Below are 25,304 nucleotides of genomic sequence, written 5' to 3' on the forward strand. Positions count from 1 at the left end.
CCCGTGCGCAGGTACCGTGGTGCCTACTATGGCGACCCGGACGTCCACCTCGGCGAAACGGCCCGCGACCTCCCGCAAGAAGACCACGGCACGTGGTTCGACGGCCAGGAGATCGGGGGGCCCTACGAGCGCGTCACGCGCTCCGACGGGTTCGCAGGCGGGTCGTCGACCCGCCCCCTGGCCGGTCCGCGCGGTGCGCGGGCTGTGGCTGGGATGTGCGCACGCGGTCGGCGCGGTCGCACGCAGTATCGGTAAGGGAGCAAGAGAGCTGGACCCCTCACATCGGCGCGACGGCGTCGCGTTCCTCCTCCTGGCGCTCGCCGTGATCGTCGCGGCCCGTGAGTGGTGGGGGATCTCCGGCGCGTTCGGCACCGCGGTGCATGCGGTCGCCGCAGGAGTCTTCGGCGTGGCCGCAGTCGCCCTGCCGGTCCTCCTCGTGTGGCTCGCGGTCCGGATCATGCGTCATCCCGAGCGCTCCCAGGCGAACTCGCGCGTCGCGATCGGCCTGACCTTCATCGTGGTCTCGGTCTGCTCGCTCGTGCACATCGCCGAGGACCTGCCCGCCCCCCGTGACGGCTTCGCGGCCGTCCAGGACGCGGGCGGCGTGATCGGCTACCTCTTCGCGACGCCGGTGCAGACCGGGCTCACGCACTGGTTCGCGGTGCCGCTCTTCCTGCTCTTCGGGTTCTTCGGGATCCTCGTGGTCACCGCGACCCCGGTGCACGCGATCCCCAGCCGCCTGCGCGGCATCTACGACCGCCTGACGGGCAACCACCACGAGGGCGAGGACGGCACCGACCCGGACGGCCTCCAGCTGGCCGACGGCGTCTCGCGCCACGACGGGACCGACGAGACCGCGCCGCGCAAGAAGCGCACCGGGCGCACCCGCAAGACCAAGGCCGAGCGGGACGCGGACACCGCCGAGCGCGAGCGGCTCGACGGCGGCTACGTCGGCGACGAGGCGTTCGAGCGTGCGGCGATGCTCGAGGCCGAGGAGGAGGCCGCGCGCAAGACGGCCCGCTCCCGCCGGGCCGCGGCCGCGGCCGCCGCGCCCCCCGACGCTCACGAGGACTTCGGCGACCTGCCCACCCAGGTGATCCCCGCCGTCGGGCGGACCGCCGCGTCGCCCACCGCCCCGCCACCGCCTCCTCCCAACAACCCGGTCCCGCGCGGGGTCCAGCCCATGCTCGACGGCGACACGGTCTACGTGCTGCCCTCCGAGGACGACCTGGTCAAGGGCGCGCCCCACAAGGTGCGCTCGGCCGCCAACGACCGCGTGGTCGAGTCCCTCACGCGCGTGTTCGACCAGTTCGAGATCGACGCCAAGGTCACCGGGTTCACGCGTGGCCCGACCGTGACCCGGTACGAGGTCGAGGTCGGGCCTGCGGTCAAGGTCGAGCGCATCACGAACCTCTCCAAGAACATCGCCTACGCGGTGGCCTCGGCCGACGTCCGCATCCTCTCGCCCATCCCGGGCAAGTCCGCGATCGGCATCGAGATCCCCAACACGGACCGCGAGACGGTCGTGCTGGGTGACGTGCTGCGCTCCTCGGTCGCGCGCCGCACCGAGCACCCCATGGTCATGGGCGTCGGCAAGGACGTCGAGGGCGGCTACGTCGTCGCGAACCTCGCGAAGATGCCGCACATCCTCGTCGCGGGCGCCACGGGCGCGGGCAAGTCGAGCTTCATCAACTCCATGATCGTCTCGATCCTCATGCGGGCCACGCCCGAGGAGGTGCGCATGGTCCTCGTGGACCCCAAGCGCGTCGAGCTCACGATCTACGAGGGCATCCCCCACCTCATCACGCCCATCATCACGAGCCCCAAGAAGGCCGCCGAGGCCCTCGAGTGGGTCGTGCGCGAGATGGACGCCAGGTACGACGACCTCGCGACGTTCGGCTACAAGCACGTCGACGACTTCAACACCGCGGTGCGCGCGGGCAAGGTCAAGCCGCTGCCGGGCTCGGAGCGCAAGATCGCGACCTACCCGTACCTGCTCGTGGTCGTCGACGAGCTCGCCGACCTCATGATGGTCGCCCCGCGCGACGTCGAGGCCTCGATCCAGCGCATCACCCAGCTCGCCCGGGCCGCCGGCATCCACCTGGTCCTGGCGACGCAGCGCCCGTCGGTCGACGTCGTCACGGGTCTCATCAAGGCCAACGTGCCCTCACGCCTCGCGTTCGCGACGTCCTCGCTCGCGGACTCCCGCGTCGTCCTGGACCAGCCGGGCGCCGAGAAGCTCATCGGGCAGGGCGACGCGCTCTTCCTGCCCATGGGGGCCGCCAAGCCCATCCGCGTCCAGGGCGCGTGGGTCGGCGAGAGCGAGGTCCACGCGGTCGTCGAGCACGTCAAGGCGCAGCTCAAGCCCTCCTACCGCACCGACGTCGCGGCCGCGGCGGCGACCAAGAAGCAGGTCGACGAGGACATCGGCGACGACCTCGACCTGCTCCTGCAGGCCGCCGAGCTCGTCATCACGACCCAGTTCGGCTCGACGTCGATGCTCCAGCGCAAGCTGCGCGTCGGGTTCGCCAAGGCAGGGCGGCTCATGGACCTGCTCGAGTCGCGAGAGATCGTCGGCCCCTCCGAGGGGTCCAAGGCGCGCGAGGTCATGCTCACGGCCGAGGACCTGCCCGCGACGCTCGCGATGCTGCGCGGCGAGCCGGACCCGGGGGTCTACGACGGCCAGGGCGGCGGCGGTGGCGCGCCGGCGGGCAACGGCCGCGACTACTCGGACGGCGCCGACGGGCACATGCCGCCCGTCGCGCAGGAGTACCACGACGACGCGGGCGACGAGGCGGACTGGCGCGAGCGCTGAGCCTGCGGCCCCCTGGTGTCAGCCTCGGTAGGTGGGCAGATCGTCCGGGGGGACGGCCTCGGCGGTTGCTCCTGCAAGGGCCTCGGTTCCCAGGCGCGGGGCCGCTCCCGTCGCGACCGGGGGCGTGAGCCGCTCGGCCGCGGCAGCGCCTGCGGCCGCCCTGACCCGGTCGTAGCGAGCACCGAGCTCGCCCGGCGCCAGGGTCGCGGTGCCCCGGGCGAGGATCTCCGGCAGGACGTGCACCGCGTGCTTGCCCAACCGGTCGACGGTCGTCGCGGTCCACTCGAACCCCGTGACGCGGGCGGCGCCATCAGCAGGCTGGGTCACGGTCGCGGTGACCAGGAGCCCCGACTCGGTTCCCGGGGCGCAGCACGCGGAGTCCTGGTTGGACACGTAGTTGCCCAGGCCGTACGCGACCCACATCCCCTGACCTCCCGGTCCGCCCGGGAGCAGCTCGACCGGCTGCGGGACGTGGGCGTGGTGGCCGAGCACCAGGTCGACCTGACCCGACGCAGCGAGGGCCGTCGCGAGCTCGACCTGCTCCGTGGTCGGTGCCGTCGCGTACTCGACGCCTGCGTGCATGCTCACGACCACGAGGTCCGCGCCCGCCGCCCGAGCAGCCGTCGCACGGGCGACCAGGTCGTCGGCGGCGAGCAGCGTCACCGACCAGGGGGCCGACGAGGGGACGGGCATGCCGTTGGTCCCGTAGGTCGCGGACAGGTGGGCGACGACGATCTCTCGTCCTGCACGCTCGAGGACGTAGAGCGCGGGGCCGACCGCCTCGGCGGCCGACCGGGCCGTCCCGACGTGCCCCAGGCCTGCGGCGTCGAGCGCATCGAGCGTGGCGACGACCCCGGGCAGCCCCTGGTCGACGGAGTGGTTCGACGCGGTCGAGCACCCGTCCCAGCCCTGCTCGCGAAGATCGGTCGCCAGGTGGGAGTCCGCGGCGAACGTCGGATAGCCCGCAGGGCGCTGGCCCGGGGCAGTGAGCGGCACCTCGAGGTGGCACAGGGCCAGGTCTGCCCCCGAGACCCAGGCGTCGGTCCCTGCCAGGAGGGCGCTGAAGTCGTACCTGCCGGGCCCCGTACGGGCGGACGCGTGCACGGGGAGGTGTGGCAGCACGTCGCCTGCGGCGACGATCGTGAAGACGGTGTCCGGCTCGGGCGTGGGGCTGGGTTCGGCGGGAGCCGGCGCGGGGGTCGCCGACGCCTGGGCCGGGGGCACCGCACCGGAGTCGAGGAGGAGGGCCCCCGAGGCCGCTACGAGGCCGGCGACGAGCCCGGCGGCAAGGAGCTGGCCGAGCCGACGGCGGCGTCGGACTGCGCGGACGTGGCGTGTCACGCTGCGACCCTAGCCGTTCGGCGTGCGCATCTGACGAATGCGTGATATTGGCGGCCCGTTGTGTTCGGTCTTGTCCGAAGGGTCGGTTTCTGGATGTGGTCGGTCGACCGCTCCCGGAGCGCCTAGGCTTGTCCCGTGGTCACAGCCGTCCCGTCTCCCTGGAACTCCGCGAACGCGGTCACTATCGCCCGGATCGCCGTGGTGCCGTTCTTCGCGTGGGCTCTGCTCGCCGACGGCGGGCACACGGTCACCTGGCGCCTGGTCGCGACGGGGTTGTTCGTCCTCGCGGCCGCGACGGACCGGGTGGACGGCTACCTGGCCAGGAAGTACAACCTGGTCACGGATCTCGGCAAGCTGCTCGACCCCATCGCGGACAAGCTCCTGATCGGGGCCGCGCTCGTCCTGCTGTCGGCCCTCGGGGACCTCCCGTGGTGGGTCACGATCGTCATCCTGGCCCGCGAGCTGGGCATCACGCTCATGCGGTTCGCGGTGCTCAAGTACACCGTCATGCCGGCGTCGCGCGGCGGCAAGCTCAAGACGGTCCTGCAGTCCGTGGCGATCTCGATCTTCCTGCTCCCGCTCGACCACCTGCCGTCGTGGATCTCCGTGATCGGCTGGATCGCCATGGTGGCGGCTCTGGTCGTCACGGTCGTCACGGGTGTCGAGTACGCGTTCCAGGGCTGGCGCCTGCGCCGGGACGCGCTGCGCGCGGCCCGCACGTCCGGGCAGGACTGAACGGCTCGTCGTGGGCACCCCGGGCGAGTCCGACCTCCGCGAGGCTGCGGACCTGCTCGAGGCCGCGACGGCACGGGGTTGGACCCTGGCGGTCGCGGAGTCGCTGACGGGCGGTCTCGTGAGCGCCCGCCTGGTCGCCGTCCCCGGGGCGTCCGCGGTGCTGCGTGGTGGGGTCGTCGCGTACGCGACGGACCTGAAGGAGAGCGTGCTGGGGGTCGACGGCGCGCTGCTCGCCGAGCGGGGTGCGGTGGACCCCGCCGTCGCGCGCCAGATGGCCCAGGGGGTCGCCCGGGTGCTGGGGGCCGACGTCGGCCTCGCCACGACCGGGGTGGCCGGTCCTGATCCCCAGGACGGCAAGGCCCCGGGACTCGTCTACGTGGCGGTCGCGACGCCCGAATGCACCGAGGTCCGCGAGCTCCGGCTCGACGGCGACCGCGCGACGGTCCGCGACGCCGCGGGCCGGCACGTCCTCACCCTGGCACGGGTGACGATCACCGGGTGAAGTTGCCGTCCGGTGGGACGAGCAAGGCCGAGCGCGGGCGAACACGTGGAGAGTTCGTGAACACCAGGCAACCGTGTGGACTTCGGCGTGGTGCGGGAACAACCTGGGTGGGAGCGACGTTGAACAGCACGTGATCGCCAAGAGGCCATTCAACAGATCAGCACATGAGACTGCCCCGGGTGCGGGGTACGGTAGGACGATCCCCACGCGAGGGGCGCGGGGAACGACAGGTCAGCGAACCACCACCGGAGCCAGGCAGGCTCCGACGGTCGCACGGGACACGGAAGGGGGCCGCCAGATGATTGTTCTTCGTCGAGAGATCGGGGACGTGCTGCGAGACGCTCGCCAGCGACAGGGCCGCACCCTGCGAGAGGTGTCCTCGGCCGCACGCGTCTCCCTGGGGTACCTCAGCGAGGTCGAGCGCGGTCAGAAGGAAGCGTCGTCCGAGCTCCTGGGCTCCATCTGCGAGGCCCTCGACATCCCCATGTCGCTGGTGCTGCGCGAGGTCAGCGACCGGGTCGCCGTGGCCGAGGGTCTGATGATCCCGGACACGATCCCCGCAGACTTCGCCGTCACGCTCATGGGTCGGGGAGCGGCTGCAGAGAGCGCGCGGCGCATGCGCGAGGACCTTCAGCCGGTCGGCTGACGGAGCCTCAGGGCTTCTGACAGCTCGGACAGTAGAAGATCGGTCGCTCGAACGGCGCTTCGTTCGCCCGGGCGACAGCGACGGGCGTGCCACATCGGTGGCACGCCCGTCGTGCTCTGCCGTGGACGTGCCGCCGGACCGTGCCCACCCCCTCCGCGACGCTGCGGAGCATCTGGCCGCGCGCGGTCCGCAGCAGCGCCTCCAGGTCGCGGTCGGAGACGTCGGACACCTGGGTCCACGGCCACAGGCCCTGGGCGAACAGGCTCTCGGCCGTGTAGATGGTGCCGAGCCCGGCGACCCCGCGCTGGTCGAGCAGGGCGTCGGCCAGGGGAAGCCCTCGGGACCCGGTGCCCGTCGGGCCTCCCGCGGTCGCCTGCGCCGGGAAGCCGCCTGCTGCTGCCGCGCCGCGCAGGCGTGCGAGCGCGAGCAGGACGCCGGAGTCCGGGGAGCTGAGGAAGTCGTCCGCGAGGACGTCGGGGCCCAGGTGCCCGAGCAGGACGTGCTCGTCGCGGGTGCGGACCACGTCGAGCATGCCGAGCCGTTCAGCGACGCAGGTCCACACCTCGTTCGCGAGGACCGCCCGGACGTCGGTGCCGCGCGCGCCGGCTCCGACCGTGCCCGTGCGGGCGACGCGCCACTGTCCCTCCATCCGCAGGTGCGTGTGCAGGGTCGTGCCGTCGTCGAACCGGGTCAGGAGGTGCTTGGCGTACGGCCGGACCTCGACGACGGTCCGGCCCGTGAGGTCGATGCTCGCTGCGCTGGGCCACCTCAGCTCGGCACGTTCCACGGCCCGTCCGCGCAGCGCCGCGTCGAGGCGTTGCGCCGTGACCTTGACGACGTCGCCCTCAGGCACCAGGAGCCCCTCGGCCGGTCATGCGCGCAGGCCCCGCGGGGTGGGACGGAAGCCCGCCTCCATGAGGGCAGCAGTCACACCGAACGCGCGCGACGCCGTGCTGCCCGCTCCGGCGAGGGCGTCGATCCCGTCGATCCGTCCGATGACCATCTTGCCGAGCAGCCCGGCACGCGACGCGCGCGCGAGCTCGGCGCACGCCAGCGCGAGGCGGCGCGCCGAGGTCTCGGAGTCGTCGCCGAACGAGATCAGGGAGCGACCGCCGCGCTCGACGTACAGGACCAGGTCGCCGCCCGCGAGCACGACGACGGAGCCCACCTTGCGTCCCGGCCGGTGGGTCGCGCGCGCCACGGCGCGGGTGGGCTCGGTGCCCGGTACGACGGCGAGGGCGGTCGCGGCCCCCACGGTCGCGGTCGCCGACGTGCGCGCCTCCGACCGGCCGCCTACCGCGGCCCCGCCCCGCGCCCCGAGGCCGACGGGCGCCCCACCCCCCGGCTCGTGAGGGACCCGGGGCTCGGGCCACGGCAGGGCAGCACCGTAGGGGTTGGCCGGGTCGGTCGCGGCGAGCAGCAGCGCCGAGAGCTCGCGACGGCCCGCCGACTCCGCGGCGTGCTCGCGGTCCTGGGCGTCGGTGCGGAGCTGGTCGACGGCCCCCGGCAGCGCGAACTGCGAGCCGCCCAGGTGCTCGACGAAGTAGCCGCGCCGGACGGTGCCCGTGGTCTCGAGCTCCGACAGGACGCGGTAGACGCCTCGGAAGTAGTTCGTCACGCCCTCGGAGGGCGCCGCGCCGCGGGTCAGCACACCGTGACGGTCGAGCAGGACCCGGGTCAGGGCGTGCGTGCGCCGCGTGGGGTCGGGCTCGCGCGCGGGGAGCGCCGACCACCGGCCCGAGCCACCGCGCAGGTCGGACTCACCGCGCGCTGCGCCCGGTGAGCCGGCCCCGAGCGAGGCGAACCGGCCGCGCGACAGGGGGCGGGCGCGGACGGGGGCGCGCGGTGCGCGGTGCGCGCCGCCTCCCGGGCCGAGGCGGCTGCGCAGGGCCCCGAGCCCGTCGTTGGTGACCCAGCCCGCCCACACGAGGTCCCACAGCACCTCCAGCGTCGCCGCCTGGGACGCGCCCGCGAGCTCGGCGATACGGGGCAGGAAGAATCCCCCCGAGCCGGTGAGCAGGTCGACGACCGCCCGGTGCAGGTCGCTGTCGAGCGGGCCGTCCTCCTCGAGGGGCGTCACCTCGGGAAGGGTGAGCGGTGCGGCGTCGGCGAGGTGCAGGCTCACGAGCCCGTCCTTGCCACCGGGCAGCGACGAGTGCCCGCACCACAGGACCTCGCCCGTGGTGGTCAGCTCGTCGAGCAGAGCGGGCGAGTAGTCGATCACGCGTGCGGGCAGCACGAGCGTCTCGAGCGCCGAGGCGGGGACCGCAGCCCCCGAGAGCTGCTCGACGACCCGCAGCAGCCCGTCGGTGCCCCGCAGCGTGCCGATCCCGTGCCAGCGCGGGAGGAACACGCCCAGGGCCTCGGGGGCGACGGGCTCGACCTCGGCCCGCAGCGCGGCGAGCGACCGACGGCGCAGGGTGCGCAGGACCTCGGCGTCGCACCACTCCTCACCCGTCCCGCCGAGGGACTCGGGGCGCAGGCGGCCGCACACGAGCACCCGGGCGGCCTCGAGCCGCCGCAGGACCCCCGTGGCGACCGCGACGCCGATCCCGAAGCGCGACGCGACCTCGTGCGCCCCGAACGGTCCGTGCGTGCGGGCGTGGCGCCGCACGAGGTCGCCCAGCGGGTCGGGGACCGGCTCGGTGAAGACCTCGGGGATGCCGGTGGGCAGGGCGACCCCCAGCGCGTCCCGCAGCCGCCCGGCATCCTCGACCACGGCCCACTGCTGCGCGACGGCGTCGGGCACGCCGGCCAGACGCACCTGGATCACCCGGCGCGCCCCTTCGAGGCCCGTGAGCCAGGCGGGCACCTCCTCGCGCACCTCCTCGCGCGTGCGGCGCGCGACCTCCGCGGCCGGGAGCGGGCCGAGCCTGCGCAGCAGGTCCCACACGTCCTCCGCGTGCCGCGCCTGGCGGCTCGGCACCAGGGCGCCGAGCTCGGCCTCGGTCCGCTCGACCGACTCAGGGTCCAGCAGGTCCGCGAGCTGCGAGGCCCCGCCCTCGGTGCCGAGCAGCTCGGCCAGGAGCGTGGGGTCGAGCGAGAGCGCGGCCGCGCGGCGCTCGGCGAGGGGAGCGTCGCCGTCGTACAGGAACTGGGCCGTGTACCCGAACAGGAGCGACTGGGCGAAGGGGGACGGGGTCGGGGTCGTGACGTCGACCAGCCGGACCCTGCCCGCGGCCAGGTCCCGCATGAGCTCGGTCAGCGCGGCGACGTCGAAGTCGTCCTGGAGGCACTCGCGCGCGGCCTCCAGGACGATCGGGAACTCGGGGTACTCGCTCGCGACCGAGAGCAGCTGGGCCGAGCGCTGCCGCTGCTGCCACAGGGGCTGGCGCTTGTCGGGGCGGCGCCGGGGGAGCAGCAGGGCGCGGGCCGCCGCCTCGCGGAATCGCGCGGCGAACATGATGGAGCCGCCGAGCTCGGCACGGACCTCGTCGAGGACCTCCTCGGGGGCGAGGAGCAGGTCCTCGGCCGTCACGACGGGCGAGCCCGCGCCCCCCGGTCCGGCCGTGCCGCCGGGCTCGTCGCCCCAGCCGCCGTCGCCCAGGTCCGGCAGCCGCAGCACGATCCCGTCGTCCGAGTGCATGGCCGCGGCGTCCAGGCCGTAGCGGTCGCGCAGCCGAGCGCCCAGGACGAGCGCCCACGGCGCGTGGACCTTGGCCCCGTAGGGCGAGTGGATGACGACGCGCCAGTCGCCCAGCTCGTCGCGGAAGCGTTCGACGACGACGGTCCGGTCGTCCGGCACGCGGCCCGTGGCCTCCCGCTGGTCCGCGAGGTAGGCGACGAGGTTGTCGGTCGCCCAGGCGTCGAGCCCGGCGTCGCGCAGGCGTTCGGAGAGCGGCCCGCCGGTCGCGGCCAGCGACTCGAGCTCGCGCACCCAGGAACCCACGGCCCGGCCGAGCTCGGCGGGCCGACCGGGCGAGTCGCCCTTCCAGAACGGCAGGCGCCCGGGCGCGCCCGGCGCGGGAGTCACCAGCACGCGGTCCGGGGTGATGTCCTCGATGCGCCACGTGCTCGACCCGAGCGTGAACGTGTCGCCCACGCGCGACTCGTAGACCATCTCCTCGTCGAGCTCGCCCACCCGCCGACCACCCCGCGCCCGCGCACCCGTCGCGGCGCCGCCGGGCGCGTCGCCGAGCACCCCGGCGGTGTCCTCGGGGCCCGCGGTCGTGGAGGGGTCCGTCGCGAGGAACACGCCGTACAGACCCCGGTCCGGGATGGTCCCGCCGCTCGTGACGGCGAGCCGCAGCGCGCCGGGGCGCCCGCTGAGCAGGCCCGACGTCCGGTCCCACACGATCCGCGCGCGCAGCTCGCCGAAGTCCTCGCTGGGGTAGCGGCCCGCGAGCATGTCCAGCACGGCGTGCAGCGTCGCGTCGCCCAGGGCGCCGTACGGCGCGCTGCGCCGCACGAGGGCCGCGAGGTCCGCGACGGTCCAGTCGTCGAGCGCGACCATGGCCACGACCTGCTGCGCGAGGACGTCGAGCGGGTTCGAGAGCACGTGCAGGTGCTCGATCTGCCCGGTGCGCATGCGGTCCGCGATCACCGCCGAGGGCACCAGGTCGCCCCGGAAGGTCGGGAACACCACACCGTGGGACACCGCACCCACCTGGTGGCCCGCGCGCCCGATGCGCTGGAGCCCGCTCGCGACCGAGGGCGGCGCCCCGACCTGGACCACGAGGTCCACCGCGCCCATGTCGATGCCCAGCTCGAGCGAGGACGTCGCGACGACCGCGGGCAGGCGCCCGTCCTTGAGCTCGGTCTCGGTGCGGGTGCGCTCGGCCCGGCTCATGGAGCCGTGGTGGGCCCGGGCGATCACGGGCTCGGTGCCCGCGCTCGCGCCCGACTGGGCCAGGACCTGCGCGGGCTGGAGCGTCCCGACGTCCGGCACGTCCTCGCCCTGCCGCTCGGCCCAGACCTCGTTCATGCGGGCCGTGAGCCGCTCGGCCCCGCGCCGGGAGTTGGTGAAGACGAGCGTCGAGCGGTGCTCGGCCACGAGGTCCACGACGCGCTCCTCGACGTGCGGCCACACCGACGGACGCGGCGGGCGAGCCGTGGCCGGGCCCGAGAGGTCGGGTTCGCCGTCGGGCAGGGGCGCAAGGTCCTCGGCCCCGGTGGCCCTGCTGGGGCCTGGCGCGCTGCGCAGGTCGGAGAGGTCGGGGACCGGGACGACGATGTCGACCTCGATCTTCTTCTCCGAGGGAGGCTGCACGACGACGACCTCGCGTCCCTGGTCGTCCGGCCGGCGGTGCCCCGCGAGGAAGGTCGCGACCGCCTCGACCGGTCGGACAGTGGCCGAGAGGCCCACGCGCTGCGCGGGCACCGGGAGCAGGGCGTCGAGCCGCTCGAGCGAGACCGCGAGGTGCGCCCCACGCTTGGTCCCGGCCACGGCGTGGATCTCGTCGATGATGACGGTCTGCACGCCGGCCAGCCCCGCACGCGCCTGCGAGGTCAGGACGAGGAACAGCGACTCGGGGGTCGTGATGAGGATGTCCGGGGGAGCGACGCCGAAGCGCCGCCGCTCGCTCGCGGGCGTGTCGCCCGTGCGGGTGCCGACCACGACGTCCGGGACCGTGGTCCCGAGCCGCACGGCGGCCTGCCGGATGCCCGCGAGCGGCGAGCGCAGGTTGCGCTCGACGTCCGCGGCCAGCGCCTTGAGGGGTGAGACGTAGAGGACCTTGCAGCGCTGCGCACGGTCGTCGTCCGGCCCTGACGCGAGGCCACCCGGTGGCTGCTCGTCGGGACGCGTGAGCAGCCGGTCGAGCGACCACAGGAAGGCCGCGAGGGTCTTGCCCGAGCCGGTCGGGGCCACGACCAGCGCGTGCCGGTCGCTGCCGATCGCCTCCCAGGCGCCCGCCTGCGCTGCCGTGGGGCGCTCGAACGCACCCTCGAACCATGCGCGGGTCGGAGCGCTGAAGCCGGCGAGCGGGTCGGGGGACGTCACCTCGCCATTGTGGGCGCTGCCACCGACAACCGCTCCCTGCCGGTGGAGCCGCGTCGGACGTGCCCCCTGAGACGTGGCAGGCTGTCCCCGTGCGGTATCGAGAGTTCTGGCAGCTGGTGGACGAGGTCTTCGGATCGGCCTACGGTCGCGCCCTGACCAGGGACCAGGTGCTCAACGCCCTGGACGACCGCACCGCGGTCCAGGCCCTCGAGGACGGCGTCGAGCCGCGCTACGTGTGGCACGCGTTGTGCGACGCGTTGGAGGTGCCGGACGCGCAGCGGTGGGGCAAGGACGCGAACCGCCAGGCGCCGCCCGCGCGGTAGGCGCTCGTCGCCGGGTGGGCGGGTGTGCAGCCGCGAACCGCCAGGCGCCGCCCGCGCGCCCGCCCGTCGTGCGCGGCATCATGGCCGCATGAGGCATCGGCTCCCGTTCTCGCTGCACGACCTGACGGGAGCCCTCTGGTCCCTCGCGTCGACGACCGCCGGGCTGGGGCTCGCGATCTGGATCGTCCCGGGCGTGCGGATCACGTCGTGGTGGTCGGTCTTCCTCGCGGCGCTCGTCGTCGGGGTCGGCGACGCGGTCCTTCGGCCCCTGTGGCGTGTCGTCGCCGGGCGCGCGGGCGTCGTCGGGGCGCTGGTCTCGGGGCTCGCGGGCCAGGTGCTCGTGGCGTGGCTCGCGCTCACGTACCTGCCGGGGTTCGAGACCGACGACTGGGGCAGCGTCGTGGCGGTGCTCGTCCTGGCGGCGTTCTTCATGGCGATCGGCCGCTGGGCGATCGGCGCGAGCGACAACGACTACGTGATCGACAACCTGCTGCGGCGTGCCCGCCGGGCGCAGCGCACGGCCGCCCGCCGGGCCGCGCGGGCGTCGTCGGGCGGGGGAGGGAGCAAGGCCGGCGGCCCGACCGGGCCGCCGGGCGCTGCTGACCTGTCGGACAGCCCGCCGGCCCCCGTCCCCGGCTCCCGTCCCGCGGGCCTCCTGGTCGTCCAGCTCGACGGCGTCGCGCGCTCGACGTTCGACCACGCCGTCCAGGCCGGACTGGCGCCGAACCTCGCACGGTGGATCAGCGCCGGGACGCACGACCTCGAGACGTGGTGGGCGCGCGTCCCGTCGACCACGCCCGCGAGCCAGGCCGGGCTCCTGCACGGCACGAGCGAGCACGTGCCCGCGTTCCGGTGGTGGGACCGCGAGCAGGGTCGGCTCGTGGTGACCAACCACCCCGCCGACGCGGCGCGGGTCGAGGCCCTCATGAGCGACGGCCGCGGCCTGCTCGCGGGCGGTGGGGTCGCGGTCTCGACGATGTTCTCGGGAGACGCCGGGACGAACCTGCTCGTCATGAGCCGCGCCCGCGCGGGCCTGGGGCCCGGGCAGGTGTTCGTCCACTTCTTCTCGAGCCCGTTCGTGCTGGTCCGGGCGCTCGTGGGCACCGTGGGCGAGTTCTTCAAGGAGCTCTACCAGGGGTGGCAGCAGGCGGTGCGGGACGTGGAGCCCCGCGTCTCGCGCCTGGGGGCCTACCCCGTGCTGCGTGCGGTCTCCAACGTGGTGCTGCGCGACCTCAACACCTCGCTCGTCGCCGAGCAGCTCGTGCGCGGAGCACCCGTGGTGTTCGTGGACCTCGTCGACTACGACGAGATCGCGCACCACGCGGGCCCGCTGCGGCCAGAGGCGATGCGGGCGCTCGAGGGGCTGGACCGGGTGGTCGGGCTGCTCGAGCAGGTCGCCGAGGTCGCGCCCCGCCGCTACGAGGTCGTGGTGCTGTCCGACCACGGGCAGTCGCTCGGCGCGACGTTCGAGCAGGTCGTGGGCCGCTCGTTCCTGGACGAAGTGCGCCGGCTCATGGCGGTCCGGCCCGCACCGGGCGAGCGGCGCCGTCGGGCGTCCGGGGTGCGGTCCGCCGCGGGGGCCGACTCCGAGGCGTGGGGCGCGGTCAACACCGCGCTCAACGCGCTCGGCCGCGACCGGGGAGGGCGGGGCGGGGCGGGCGAGCACGACGAGCGGGCCGAGCGGGGCGGGCGCGTGCTGGTCGGTCCGGACCGGGACGCCGCGCCGGCGGACGCGGGCGAGCTGCCCGAGGTCGCCGTCGTCGGGTCGGGGAACCTCGGCCTCGTGTGGTTCCCGCGCTCCCCGGAGCGGCTCGTGGGCGACGAGATCCGGGCGCGCTGGCCCGCGCTCGTGCCAGGCCTGGTCGCGAACCAGGCCGTGGGGGTCGTGGTCGTGCAGGAGAACAGGCCCCCGGAGGGCGAGGTGCCCGACGTCGTCGCGTACGGCCCGGCGGGCAGCCGCCACCTGGTCTCGGGTCAGGTCCATGGCGAGGACCCGCTCGCGGCGTACGGGCCGCGCGCGGCGCCCGACCTCCTGCGGGCGGCCTCGCTCGAGCACGCGAGCGACCTCCTCCTGGTCTCGAGCGTCGACGACGCGGGTCTGGTCCACGCGTTCGAGGGGCTCGTGGGCTCGCACGGCGGGCTGGGCGGTGCCCAGAACGAGGCGATCCTGCTGCACCCCGCGAGCCTGCGGGTGTTTGACGGAGCGCGCGAGGACGTGGGCGGGACGCGCATGCTGGTGGGAGCCGAGGCGGTGCACCGCGAGCTCGTGCGCTGGCTCGAGGAGCTGGGGGTCCGGACATGACCGAGGAGCAGGTGGCCCCCGGGCTGAGGGTCACGTGGCTCGGCCACTCGAGCGCGGTGCTCGACGTCGCGACGCCCGACGGCCGCGTGCGGATCGTCACCGACCCCCTGCTGAAGCGGCACGCCGGGCTGCTGCGGCGACGCGGAGTGCGGCCCGCCGAGGTCTGGCGGGACGCCGACGCGGTCCTGCTCTCGCACCTGCACCACGACCACGCCGAGCTGGGGTCTCTGCGGCTGCTGGGGGACGTGCCGGTCCTGACCGCCCCCGCCAACGCGCGCTGGCTGCGTTCCAAGGGGCTCACCGGGGTGGGGCTCGGCACCGGCTCCGAGCACGACGAGCACCCGCTCGCGGGTGCTGTGCCGGGGCGTCCCCGGGTCCCGGGCGCGGCCGGGGAGCACGGCTCCTGGCACGACGTCGGAGCGCACGTCCGCGTCCACCTCACCCCGGCGGTGCACGGGCACCGGCCCATGCCGCACCGACCCAACGCCGCGGTGGGGCACCTCGTGCAGTCGGGCGGCTGGACCCTCTGGGCGCTCGGCGACACCGAGGCCTACCCCGGCATGGTGCACCTGCCGGCGCTCGCGGGCGGGCCGGTCGACGTCGCCCTGGTGCCCGTGGCGGGCTGGGGGCCGCGGTTGTCGGGCGGACACCTGGGACCGGCCGAGGCGGCGCGCGTGTGCGCGGCGGTCGGGGTGCGGCTCGCGATCCCGGTTCACTGGGGGACGCTGCACGCGCCGGGCGGGCAGAACCTGCCGCGCGGCTGGATGGACCACGCGGGGGACGCGTTCGCGGCCGCGGTGCACCGGTGGGCTCCTGAGACCCGGGCGGTCGTGCTGCGGCCGGGGGAGTCGTGGGAGGGCTGAGGGCGTGGGCGGGGCCCGCGACGGGGCGGTGAAGGCTCGTGCCAGTCGTGGGACCGGTGCGTCGCGGGCCGCGACGGGCGTGTGGCGGGCGCGCGGGGCGTGCTCGACGACACGCCGCACAGGACGGCCTCTCGAACAGGTGTTCGGGTAGAGTTGTGCACAGCACTCGCCGACAGCCCGTCATCCACAGGCAGGGCACGGGGGACGACGAGTGTCAGTGGCGGCACGTACCGTCGGGACACGACACAGGCTTCCTGAGGTCTTCGGCCTCGAACATACTTCGGCACGGTTCCGTGCCCCGCACGCAAAGGTGACCGACATGCCCGCACCCGCAGACCGCGAGAAGGCGCTCGAAGCCGCCCTCGCACAGATCGACCGCAACTTCGGCAAGGGATCGGTGATGCGCCTCGGCGACGAGGGTCGCGCGCCGGTCGAGGTCATCCCCACCGGGTCGATCGCCCTGGACATCGCGCTCGGCATCGGCGGCCTCCCGCGCGGCCGTGTCGTGGAGATCTACGGCCCCGAGTCCAGCGGCAAGACGACCGTCGCGCTCCACGCCGTGGCCAGCGCCCAGCGCGCGGGCGGCATCGCGGCGTTCATCGACGCCGAGCACGCGCTGGACCCCGAGTACGCGAAGAAGCTGGGCGTCGACACCGACGCGCTGCTCGTCTCGCAGCCGGACACGGGCGAGCAGGCCCTCGAGATCACGGACATGCTGATCCGCTCGGGCGCCATCGACATCATCGTCATCGACTCGGTCGCGGCGCTCGTGCCCAAGGCCGAGATCGAGGGCGAGATGGGTGACAGCCACGTCGGCCTCCAGGCGCGCCTCATGTCCCAGGCGCTGCGCAAGCTCACGGGTGCCCTGAGCCAGTCCGGCACCACCGCGATCTTCATCAACCAGCTCCGCGAGAAGATCGGCGTCTTCTTCGGGACCCCCGAGACCACGACCGGTGGCAAGGCCCTGAAGTTCTACGCCTCGATCCGCCTGGACATCCGCCGCATCGAGACCCTCAAGGAGGGCACGGACGCGGTCGGCAACCGCACGCGTGTCAAGGTCGTCAAGAACAAGATGGCCCCGCCCTTCAAGCAGGCCGAGTTCGACATCCTGTACGGCGTCGGCATCTCGCGCGAGGGCGGCCTGATCGACATGGGCGTCGAGCACGGCTTCGTGCGCAAGTCCGGGTCCTGGTTCACCTACGGCGGGGACCAGCTCGGCCAGGGCAAGGAGAACGCACGCAGCTTCCTGCGCGACAACCCGGACCTCGCCAACGAGCTCGAGAAGCGCATCAAGGAGAAGCTCGGCGTCGGGGCCAAGGTCGACGCCCCCGCGGACGAGGTACCCGCGGTCGCTCCGGTCACCCCTGCGGCGGCCCCGGCCGGTAAGGGCAAGAAGGCCGTCCTCTGATCGTCGACGACCCGCTGGACCAGATGCCCGAGTGGGCGCGTCCCCTTCCCGGTGAGGAGGGGGACGCGCCCATCGGCGCCTCCGGCACGGCGGGCGACGTCTCCGGGGCAGCGGGCGGCACCCCGGACCGGAGGGGGCCCGTGGCCCGCAGCGGCAGCGCTCCGAGCCGACGGAAGCCGACGCAGGGGGTGTCCGGGTTCGGCTCGTCTGGCCTCGGCGGTGGTAGGGCCACCGGCAAGAGCAGCAGCTTCGGCAGCAGCGGGTTCGGTGAGCGGTCTGCGAGCCGAGGATCGAGCACGACCCGGCGCCGCGACTACTCGGGGGAACGCAAGGAACGCAAGCCGCGTCCCACGATCGCCGACCGCGTGGAGTCGGGAGCCCTGGCCGGGGCCGAGCTCACCGAGCACGCCCGCGAAGCGATCCTCCGGACGCTCACGGCAGCCCCCAAGAGCCGCCGTCAGCTCATGGACGCCATGACCCGCAAGGGATACCCGTCCGAGGTCCTCGAACCGATCCTCGACCGTTTCGAGGAGGTCGGGCTGGTCGACGACGCCGAGTACGCCGGGATGATCGTCCGCACCCGCCACGGCGAGCGAGGCCTGTCCCGTCGGGCCATCGCACAGGAGCTGCGGCGCAAGGGCATCGACGACGAGACCGCGACGGGCGCCCTCGACCAGGTCGACGACGACGACGAGCACGACGCGGCTCGTGAGCTCGTCCAGCGGCGCCTGGCCAGGACCACCGGCCTCGACCGTGAGGTCCGCACCCGACGCGTCGTCGGAATGCTCGCCCGCAAGGGCTACAGCCCGGGGCTCGCGCTCACCCTGGTCCGCGAAGAGCTCGCCCGTGAGGGCGAGGAGGCGGACGACGAGCCCTACGGCGGGTTCGACGACCTCTGACGACGAGCCCCGCCGTCGGGCCGCGGGGCACTCCGCTCGCGCGGGACGTCGAGGTCGACGGACACGCAGCGGCCGTCCCGGGTCGTGAGACCCGGGACGGCCGCAGCGAGCCGAACACCTACGTGCCGGTCACTTCGGTGCAGGAGGTGCGGCCGGTGCCGTGCCGACCGGAGCCGCCCCGCGCGCCCCGACCGCGAGCCCGGGCGTCGCCGCCCGGACCGGGCCGGCGGTCCGACCCCGCAGGCGGCGCGCCAGGATCTCGGCGACCTTCGAGAGCACGTAGTTGATCGTGATGAACAGGATCGCCGCGATCAGCAGCGACTGCAGGATGTTGCCGTAGGCGGATCCGAGGCGACGCGACTCCTGGAGGAGCTCGGTGTACGTGATGATGTAGCCGAGCGCGGTGTCCTTGAGGACCACGACGAGCTGGGAGACCAGCGCCGGGAGCATCGCGATGAGCGCCTGCGGCACCTCGACCGACCGGAGCGACTGGCCCCGCGTGAGCCCGACCGCCAGAGCCGCCTCACCCTGCCCCTTGGGCAGCCCGTAGACCCCCGAGCGGACCAGCTCGGCGACCACGGACCCGTTGTAGAGGATCAGGGCGATCACGACCGCCATGAACGGTGCGTCGGGCACCTTGAGCTGGGCCAGGAAGAGCCAGAAGAAGATCATCATGAGCAGGACCGGGACGGCCCGGAAGAACTCGACGACCAGGCCCGAGAGCCAGCGCACGGCCTTGACCGCCGACAGGCGCCCGATGCCGAAGAGCAGACCGAACACGATCGCCCCGACGATCGCGACGCCTGCCGCGCGCAGGGTGTCGAGCAGGCCCGGGAGGTAGAAGTTCTCCCAGGCGTCGGCCGTGAAGATCGGCTGCCACTTCTCCGCGGTGAGCTGGCCCTCGCGGCCCAGCAGCACCAGGGCGTAGGCCGCGATGCCCGCGACCACGATCGCCCCCACGACGTTGCCGATCAGGATGGTGCGCCGGCCTCGAGGCCCGGGGGCGTCGAACAGGACCGTCTGCTGCTGGGCGGTCATCGCTTCACCGCCAGACGGCGCGAGAGCGCGGTCGTCGCGAGCCCGACCGGGATCACGAGGATCACGTAGCCGATCGCGAACGTCAGGAAGATCGCGATGATGACGTCGGAGTCGAACTCGATCATGGTCTTCATGAGGCTGGAGGTCTCCGTCGCGACGCCGGCCGCGGCGGCGACGGTCGAATTCTTGATGAGGGCGATGAGCACGTTGCCGAGCGGGGCCACCGAGCCACGGAAGGCCTGGGGGAGGATCACGATCCGTGCCGCCGGCAGGAACGAGAGGCCGATCGCGCGGGCCGCCTCGGCCTGTCCGATCGGCACGGTGTTGACCCCGGAGCGGATCGCCTCGCACACGAACGCCGCGTGGTAGACCGCGAGGCCCAGCACCGCGAAGCGGAAGAAGTTGGACGGGAAGTCGTCGGCGAGCTGGATCTTGAGCTGGCCCCAGACCCCGAGCGTCAGGAACACCATGATGATCGTCAACGGCGTGTTGCGGAACAGCGTGACGTACGTGGCACCGGCCCACTGCAGGCTCGGGATCGGGGAGATCCGCATGAGCGCGAGCACGGTGCCGATGACGAGCGCCAGGATCGCCGCCCAGAACGTGAGCTGGATATTGACCCAGAACGCGCCCAGGACGTCGTACGACTCGAAGAGCCGCAAGAACTGAGAGAGGTAGTCACCCACGACGGGTCACCCTTCACGAGGTGCGGCGCGGACGCCGCACGAGACCGGACCGGACGGGTGCTGCGCCGGGCGAACGCGGCCCCAGGGGGCACGCGCTCACCCGGCGCAGCAGCGGACCTGTCAGGCGCAGGCGTCCGGCGTCGGCGGGTTCTCCGAGGCGTTCGGGGTGTACCCGGTGCCCTCGGTGTTGGTCGTGATGGCCTCCTCCCACGACCCGTCCTCGATCATCTCGGTGATCGCGGCGTTGATGTCCTCGCACTTGTCGCTGCTCTGCGGGATCCCGACGCCGTAGCGCTCGGTCGAGAACGGCGCCCCGACGACCTTGACCTTGCCCTTGTTCGCGGGCTGCGCCGCGAGGCCGGCCAGGATGATGTCGTCGGTGGTGACCGCGTCGACCTGACCCGAGAGCAGTGCCGTGACGCACTCGGCGTAGCCGGGCTGCTCGAGGAGCTGGACCCCGGCCGCGTACTCGTCCTTGATGCGCTGCGCCGAGGTGGACCCGGTGACCGAGCAGAGGTTCTTGCCCTCGAGGTCCTCGGGGCCCTTGATGTCGGTGTTGTCCTCGGCGACGAGCAGGTCCTGCCCGGCGACGAAGTACGGACCGGCGAACGCGACGGTCTCCTTGCGCTTGTCGGTGATCGAGTAGGTCGCGAAGATCATGTCGACCTGGTCGGTGCTCAGCAGCGTCTCGCGCTGGGCCGACGGAGCTTCCTTCCACTCGATCTGGTCCTCCGAGTAGCCCAGCTTCTCGGCGACGTAGCGGGCGACGTCCGTGTCGAACCCCGTGTACGTGTCGCCCTCCTTGAAGCCGAGACCCGGCTGGTCGAACTTGATGCCGATGGTGATCTTCTCGCCGCCGCCGTCGGACGTCGCGGCGTCGGTCTCGCCGCCCGAGTCGTCGGTGCCGCCGCTGCAGGCGCCGAGGATCAGGGCGGTGGCCGCGGTGAGGGCGAGGAGCCCTCCGGTTCGGGTACGTGCTCGCATGGTGTCTTCCCCTTCGTCGTGCCGAGCCGTCACGGGGGACCTGGTGGTCACCCGCTCCGTCCGGCTGGTTCGTGGCCGGTCGAGCTGTCGGTTCTTGCAGGTGGTCGCCGGGCTCTTCGTCGAGGCCGGGATCCGTGGGGCGTGCTGTGCTGCGTGGGGAGGTGCTGGTCGGGGGTGGTGGGTCGGTGCTGGTGCTGTCGCTGCGGTGCGGTCAGTGGGTCAGGATCTTGGACAGGAAGTCCTGGGCGCGATGGCTCTGGGGGTTCGTGAAGAACTCCTCGGGCGGTGCCTCCTCGACGATCTGCCCGTCCGCCATGAAGACGACACGGTGCGCCGCCTTGCGCGCGAAGCCCATCTCGTGGGTCACGACGATCATGGTCATGCCCTCCTTGGCCAGCGCGACCATGACGTCGAGGACCTCGTTGATCATCTCGGGGTCCAGCGCCGAGGTGGGCTCGTCGAAGAGCATGACCTTGGGGTGCATGGCCAGCGCCCGGGCGATCGCCACGCGCTGCTGCTGCCCGCCCGAGAGCTGGGCCGGCATCTTGTCGGCCTGGTTCCCGATCCCGACGCGGTCCAGCAGGGCCAGCGCCTCCTTCTTGGCGTCCGCGGACTTCATGCGACGGACCTTGAGCGGGCCGAGCGTCACGTTGTCGAGGATCGTCTTGTGGGCGAAGAGGTTGAACGACTGGAAGACCATCCCGACGTCCGACCGGAGCCGGGCGAGCGCCTTGCCCTCCTCGGGGAGAGGCTCGCCGTCGATCACGATGGCGCCCGTGTCGATCGTCTCGAGCCGGTTGATGGCCCGGCACAGCGTCGACTTCCCCGAGCCCGAGGGGCCGATCACGACGAGCACCTCTCCGCGTCGCACCGTGAGGTCCACGTCCTTGAGGACGTGGAGGTCGCCGAAGTGCTTGTTCACCCCGCGGAGCTCGACGAGCGGGGCGCCGAGCTCGTCGTCACGGGACGCCCCGGCGGGCGCGGACAGGGGTGTGGTGGGCGACGCATCGGCAGCGTCGCTCGGGGTGTTCGGTTGCGCGTCCATTTCATGAACCTAGGGGGGATTTGTTGCGCACGCCACTGTTTCCGGCAACAGTTCGGCAACAGAAGGGCAACAGATGCCCGGCGGCCGGAGAACCAGCGTTTCGGCCGGGCGCTCGCGGCGCCGTACCCTTGACGGTGATGTTCTCCACCGCCCTGCGCCCCGATGACAGCCCCGTAGCGGGTCCCTCCGACGCGCCCGTGGCGGCCGCGCCGCGGACCTACATGGTCCGCACCCTGGGTTGCCAGATGAACGTGCACGACTCCGAGCACATGGCCGGCATGCTCGAGCAGGCCGGCTACACCCGCGCGGAGGCCGCCGACGAGGCCGCACACCGCGCGGACGTCGTCGTCATCAACACGTGCGCGGTCCGTGAGAACGCGGCCACGCGCCTGTACGGGAACCTCGGGCAGCTCGCGTCGATCAAGGCCAAGCGGCCCGGCATGCAGATCGCGGTCGGGGGCTGCCTCGCGCAGAAGGACCGGTCCGGCATCGTCGAGAAGGCCCCCTGGGTCGACGTCGTGTTCGGCACGCACAACCTCGACGCCCTGCCCGTCCTGCTCGAGCGTGCCCGGCACAACGAGGCCGCACAGGTCGAGATCGCCGAGTCCCTCCAGGTCTTCCCCTCGACGCTGCCCACCAAGCGAGAGTCGGTCTACGCCGGCTGGGTGTCGATCAGCGTCGGGTGCAACAACACGTGCACGTTCTGCATCGTGCCGCACCTGCGCGGCAAGGAGCGCGACCGGCGCCCGGGGCAGGTCCTGGCCGAGGTCCAGGCGCTCGTCGACCAGGGCGCGATCGAGGTGACCCTGCTGGGCCAGAACGTCAACAGCTACGGCGTCGAGTTCGGCGACCGTGGGGCGTTCGCCAAGCTGCTGCGTGCGTGCGGGGAGATCGAGGGCCTCGAGCGCGTGCGCTTCACGTCCCCCCACCCCGCGGCCTTCACGGACGACGTGATCGCGGCGATGGCCGAGACTCCCAACGTCATGCCGCAGCTGCACATGCCCCTCCAGGCCGGGTCGGACCGCATCCTGCGGGCCATGCGCCGCTCCTACCGGTCGGAGAAGTTCCTGGGGATCCTCGACCGCGTGCGCGAGGCCATGCCCGACGCGTCGATCACGACCGACCTCATCGTGGGCTTCCCGGGCGAGACCGAGGAGGACTTCGCCGAGACGCTGCGCGTCGTCGAGGCCTCCCGGTTCTCGTCGGCCTTCACGTTCCAGTACTCCCAGCGACCGGGGACCCCGGCCGCGACGTTGCCGGACCAGCTGCCCAAGGAGGTCGTCCAGGAGCGCTACGAACGGCTCCAGGCGCTCCAGGACCGGGTCAGCGCCGAGGAGTCCGCACGCCAGGTCGGGCGCACGGTCGAGGTGCTCGTGACCGAGGGGTCGGGCCGCAAGGACGGCGCGACGCACCGCCTGACCGGCCGTGCGGCGGACAACCGTCTGGTGCACCTGGCCGTGCCCGACGACGTCGTGACCCTCATGGCCGGTCGTGCGGACGGCGACGTCCTGGCCGACGACCCGCGCCTGGCCGACGACCTGGACCCGCGCCTGCCCCGACCCGGGGACATGGTGACCGTCGAGGTCACCCGGTCGGCTCCGTACCACCTGGTCGCCGACTCGGCCGTCGCCGGGGCCACGGGCATCGGTGGGACCGGCACGTACTCGGTGCGCCGCACGCGCTCGGGCGACGCCTGGGTCGCGCGCGAGAAGACGCGCCTGGGGGGCGGCGACGACCACGGGCACTCGCACGGGGCGCCTGCCGCCGGTGGCCCGGTCAGCCTGGGACTGCCGAGCCTGCGACGTCCCTGAGCAGGTGTGCGGGCTCGTCGTCGGACGGGCCCGCACGCGAAGGTCCACGCCTCAGGACCCCGCGCCCCGCCGGAGACCGCCTCAGACCGGCGGGAGCTGACCGCCGATCGTGTTGAACAGCTGGACCGCGGTCCCGAGCCCGCACGAGACGACCTGACCGAGCTGGTCGTCGGTCGCTCCTCGTTCGAGGTCGACCGAGACCTCGGCGTACAGCGCCAGCCCCTGGCTCTCCTCGCGGACGTAGACCTTGGGCCAGATGCGTTCGCGGTTCCAGTCGTTGACTGCCTGGAGCACGGCGAGGCGTGAGGTGACAGGCAGGGTCGTGGACCAGCGACCGCGGACCTGGAGGATCTCCTGGTGCTCGCCGAGCAGCAGGAACCAGAACCGGTTGCCGTCCCAGGTCCCGGTGACGTCGCCGTCGTCGTCGATGCGGAAGTGGTAGCCGCGCCGCGAGAGGTAGTCGCCGATGCGTCGTGTCGACAGGGGGGTGGGGAGCTCGACGTCGATCGGCACGTCGTCCACGGGCTTGGGCCGGTGGTTGCCGAACAGGCGAGCGAGCCAGCTGGTGCGGGGGGTGGGGCTCATGGTGCCGACCTCGCAGGGTCCGGGTAGAACTCGTCGAGCGCGTCGAAGAACATGGACCCGGTCGACAGGCCGCACTGGAGCAGCTGGTCGAGCTGGTCGTCGTTGACGCCGTGCTCCAGGTCCACCGTGACCTCGGTGAAGACGTGGACCATGCCGTTGTCGCGCACGCGCGTGTAGGCCTTGGGCCAGATGCGGTCGGCGTTCCACTCGTTGCAGAACTCGAGGATCTCCTCGAGGCGCTCGATCGTGATGTCCCTGTTCCACTGGCCGCGCACCTGCAGGATCTCCTGGTGCGTGCCGAAGAGCAGGAAGTAGAAGAGCCGCCCGTGCCACAGCCCGCCGACGTCGTCCTCGGCGTCGATGAAGTAGCTGTACCCGGAGTCGGCGATCCACTCGAGCACGCGCCCGCGTCGCAGGGGGGTGGGGATCTGGTCGTGGTCGATGTCGGCGATCATGGTCCCGCCGAGCTCACGGAGCAGGAGGCTCTCGACCGAGGCGTGGAGCGCCGCGTCGTCGAGCGACGGTGCGGCCGTGCCGTCAGGTCCTGCGGGGGCGCCCTCGTCCGGGCCGCTGTCGCCGCCCTGTCCGTCCGCGCCGCCCTGTCCCGACCGGTCGCCCGGCTCGGGACGGTCCCCTCGCCCGGAATGGTGTCCCCGTCTGCCGCCGAAGAACCTCATGGGCCCACCCTACCTGCGCCCGGCGCGGATCGTCCTGCCCGCGGGGTAGCGTGGCGCGCGTGATCGTCCGTGCCGTCGCCCTGCCTGGAACCCCCCTCCTCGTCCCCGGTGTCGCCGGGAGCGCCGTGGTGCTCGCGGACACGCGTGCCCACGTGCTCGGTGCGCTCCAGGACCTCGCAGCGCACGTGGACCGGGTGGTCGTGGTGGTCGTCGCGGCCCGCGGGACGGCGGGCCGTCACGGCGTCCTGCGTCCGGCGCTCGAGGCGGTCGGCGTCGAGCCGCGCTGGTGGGGGTGGGCGCCCGCCCCGGGTACGCAGGGGCTGCCCGCCGCCGGGCTCGCCGGGTCGGTCGGGCTGCTGGCGCTCGCGGCCGCCGGGTGGGACGGACCGGTCGAGGTCGTCGAGCTCGAGGCCGGCCGACCTGCGGGCGAGGCCGGCCGCCTGGTGCGTGCGCTTGCGCAGGAGCCCGGTGCGGGCCTCGTGGTGGTGACGAGCACCTCGCCCGACGCCGCCGCTCGCGCGGGCGGCCCGGCGGCGGACTCGCACGGCGTGGCCCGAGAGGTCGAGCGCGAGGTGCTCGGCGCCCTGGGCGACGCGTTCGAGGAGGTCGTCGAGCGGTCGGTGGGGGAGTACGAGCACCGCACGTACGAGGTCGTGAGGTTCGTCGGCGCCCCGGCCGGTCGGTGAGTCGCCGACCGGCCGGG

20 protein-coding genes are annotated in these 25,304 nt (G+C 73.4%); 11 read left to right on the forward strand and 9 right to left on the reverse strand.

The features are described 5' to 3' along the window. The first annotated feature begins 28 nt into the window (after nt 1–28). Nucleotides 29–2,815: a DNA translocase FtsK gene (locus tag ASE27_RS08875; protein WP_082608718.1), complete on the forward strand. Its 2,787-nt coding sequence runs from the start codon at nt 29–31 to the stop codon at nt 2,813–2,815. Between the two features lie 18 nt (nt 2,816–2,833). Here ASE27_RS08875 and ASE27_RS08880 read toward each other — a convergent pair whose 3' ends face one another. Next, nucleotides 2,834–4,156: a CapA family protein gene (locus ASE27_RS08880; RefSeq protein WP_056648764.1), complete on the reverse strand. Its 1,323-nt coding sequence runs from the start codon at nt 4,154–4,156 to the stop codon at nt 2,834–2,836. Nucleotides 4,157–4,291: 135 nt separating this feature from the next. Between ASE27_RS08880 and pgsA the strand changes: the two genes are divergently transcribed. From pgsA to ASE27_RS08895, 3 genes are all read left to right on the forward strand, one after another. Beyond that, on the forward strand, nt 4,292–4,891 hold the full coding sequence (gene pgsA / locus ASE27_RS08885) for a CDP-diacylglycerol--glycerol-3-phosphate 3-phosphatidyltransferase (protein WP_056648766.1): 600 nt from the start codon (nt 4,292–4,294) through the stop codon (nt 4,889–4,891). Between the two features lie 10 nt (nt 4,892–4,901). Continuing rightward, complete coding sequence (locus ASE27_RS08890; RefSeq protein WP_056648769.1) at nt 4,902–5,393, forward strand: CinA family protein; 492 nt, start codon at nt 4,902–4,904, stop codon at nt 5,391–5,393. Nucleotides 5,394–5,691: 298 nt separating this feature from the next. Beyond that, nucleotides 5,692–6,039, forward strand: a complete 348-nt coding sequence (locus tag ASE27_RS08895) for a helix-turn-helix domain-containing protein (RefSeq protein WP_056648772.1) — start codon at nt 5,692–5,694, stop codon at nt 6,037–6,039. A 7-nt stretch (nt 6,040–6,046) separates the two neighbouring features. On the opposite strand, the gene ASE27_RS08900 is transcribed toward ASE27_RS08895, so the two are convergent. Both ASE27_RS08900 and ASE27_RS08905 read right to left on the reverse strand, forming a co-directional pair. After that, on the reverse strand, nt 6,047–6,892 hold the full coding sequence (locus ASE27_RS08900; RefSeq protein WP_056648774.1) for a DNA-formamidopyrimidine glycosylase family protein: 846 nt from the start codon (nt 6,890–6,892) through the stop codon (nt 6,047–6,049). A gap of 18 nt (nt 6,893–6,910) precedes the next feature. Beyond that, on the reverse strand, nt 6,911–11,980 hold the full coding sequence (locus ASE27_RS08905) for a DEAD/DEAH box helicase (protein ID WP_056648776.1): 5,070 nt from the start codon (nt 11,978–11,980) through the stop codon (nt 6,911–6,913). A gap of 89 nt (nt 11,981–12,069) precedes the next feature. On the opposite strand from ASE27_RS08905, the gene ASE27_RS08910 reads away from it, so the two are divergent. The 5 genes from ASE27_RS08910 (at nt 12,070) to ASE27_RS21170 (ending at nt 17,775) form a co-directional block, all read left to right on the forward strand. Further along, a complete protein-coding gene (locus tag ASE27_RS08910) occupies nt 12,070–12,303 on the forward strand; it encodes a DUF3046 domain-containing protein (protein ID WP_056649031.1) in 234 nt (77 codons plus the stop codon). Nucleotides 12,304–12,391: 88 nt separating this feature from the next. After that, entirely contained in the window at nt 12,392–14,605 is a 2,214-nt protein-coding gene (locus ASE27_RS08915) for a phage holin family protein (RefSeq protein ID WP_056648778.1), read from the forward strand. Next, nucleotides 14,602–15,468: an MBL fold metallo-hydrolase gene (locus tag ASE27_RS08920; RefSeq protein WP_056648780.1), complete on the forward strand. Its 867-nt coding sequence runs from the start codon at nt 14,602–14,604 to the stop codon at nt 15,466–15,468. The genes ASE27_RS08915 and ASE27_RS08920 overlap by 4 nt, the downstream gene beginning before the upstream one ends. Nucleotides 15,469–15,787: 319 nt before the next feature. Beyond that, a complete protein-coding gene (gene recA / locus ASE27_RS08925) occupies nt 15,788–16,876 on the forward strand; it encodes a recombinase RecA (RefSeq protein WP_056648782.1) in 1,089 nt (362 codons plus the stop codon). Nucleotides 16,877–16,899: 23 nt separating this feature from the next. Continuing rightward, nucleotides 16,900–17,775 (forward strand): regulatory protein RecX, encoded by an 876-nt coding sequence (locus tag ASE27_RS21170; RefSeq protein ID WP_082608719.1) that lies wholly within the window; start codon nt 16,900–16,902, stop codon nt 17,773–17,775. A gap of 129 nt (nt 17,776–17,904) precedes the next feature. Here ASE27_RS21170 and ASE27_RS08935 read toward each other — a convergent pair whose 3' ends face one another. The 4 genes from ASE27_RS08935 to ASE27_RS08950 form a co-directional block, all read right to left on the reverse strand. Beyond that, nucleotides 17,905–18,813, reverse strand: coding sequence for an amino acid ABC transporter permease (locus ASE27_RS08935; RefSeq protein ID WP_056648784.1), 909 nt, complete (start codon nt 18,811–18,813; stop codon nt 17,905–17,907). Further along, nucleotides 18,810–19,499, reverse strand: coding sequence for an amino acid ABC transporter permease (locus ASE27_RS08940; RefSeq protein WP_030150550.1), 690 nt, complete (start codon nt 19,497–19,499; stop codon nt 18,810–18,812). Before ASE27_RS08940 ends, ASE27_RS08935 begins: the two co-directional genes overlap by 4 nt. Before the next feature lie 120 nt (nt 19,500–19,619). Further along, complete coding sequence (locus ASE27_RS08945) at nt 19,620–20,483, reverse strand: glutamate ABC transporter substrate-binding protein (RefSeq protein WP_056648785.1); 864 nt, start codon at nt 20,481–20,483, stop codon at nt 19,620–19,622. A gap of 211 nt (nt 20,484–20,694) precedes the next feature. Beyond that, nucleotides 20,695–21,528: an amino acid ABC transporter ATP-binding protein gene (locus ASE27_RS08950; RefSeq protein WP_082608720.1), complete on the reverse strand. Its 834-nt coding sequence runs from the start codon at nt 21,526–21,528 to the stop codon at nt 20,695–20,697. A gap of 137 nt (nt 21,529–21,665) precedes the next feature. Between ASE27_RS08950 and miaB the strand changes: the two genes are divergently transcribed. Further along, a complete protein-coding gene (gene miaB, locus ASE27_RS08955; protein WP_082608721.1) occupies nt 21,666–23,339 on the forward strand; it encodes a tRNA (N6-isopentenyl adenosine(37)-C2)-methylthiotransferase MiaB in 1,674 nt (557 codons plus the stop codon). Nucleotides 23,340–23,420: 81 nt separating this feature from the next. On the opposite strand, the gene ASE27_RS08960 is transcribed toward miaB, so the two are convergent. Together ASE27_RS08960 and ASE27_RS08965 are read right to left on the reverse strand one after the other, a co-directional pair. Continuing rightward, nucleotides 23,421–23,924, reverse strand: a complete 504-nt coding sequence (locus tag ASE27_RS08960; protein WP_082608722.1) for a YbjN domain-containing protein — start codon at nt 23,922–23,924, stop codon at nt 23,421–23,423. Beyond that, the gene (locus ASE27_RS08965; protein ID WP_082608723.1) at nt 23,921–24,601 is read right to left on the reverse strand and encodes a YbjN domain-containing protein; all 681 of its coding nucleotides are present in this window, start codon (nt 24,599–24,601) and stop codon (nt 23,921–23,923) included. Before ASE27_RS08965 ends, ASE27_RS08960 begins: the two co-directional genes overlap by 4 nt. Nucleotides 24,602–24,660: 59 nt before the next feature. Between ASE27_RS08965 and ASE27_RS08970 the strand changes: the two genes are divergently transcribed. Further along, complete coding sequence (locus ASE27_RS08970) at nt 24,661–25,287, forward strand: hypothetical protein (RefSeq protein ID WP_157257478.1); 627 nt, start codon at nt 24,661–24,663, stop codon at nt 25,285–25,287. Nucleotides 25,288–25,304: the final 17 nt, after the last annotated feature.

Origin of the sequence: Oerskovia sp. Root918 (assembly GCF_001428945.1) — a bacterium.
Taxonomy (GTDB): domain Bacteria; phylum Actinomycetota; class Actinomycetes; order Actinomycetales; family Cellulomonadaceae; genus Oerskovia; species Oerskovia enterophila.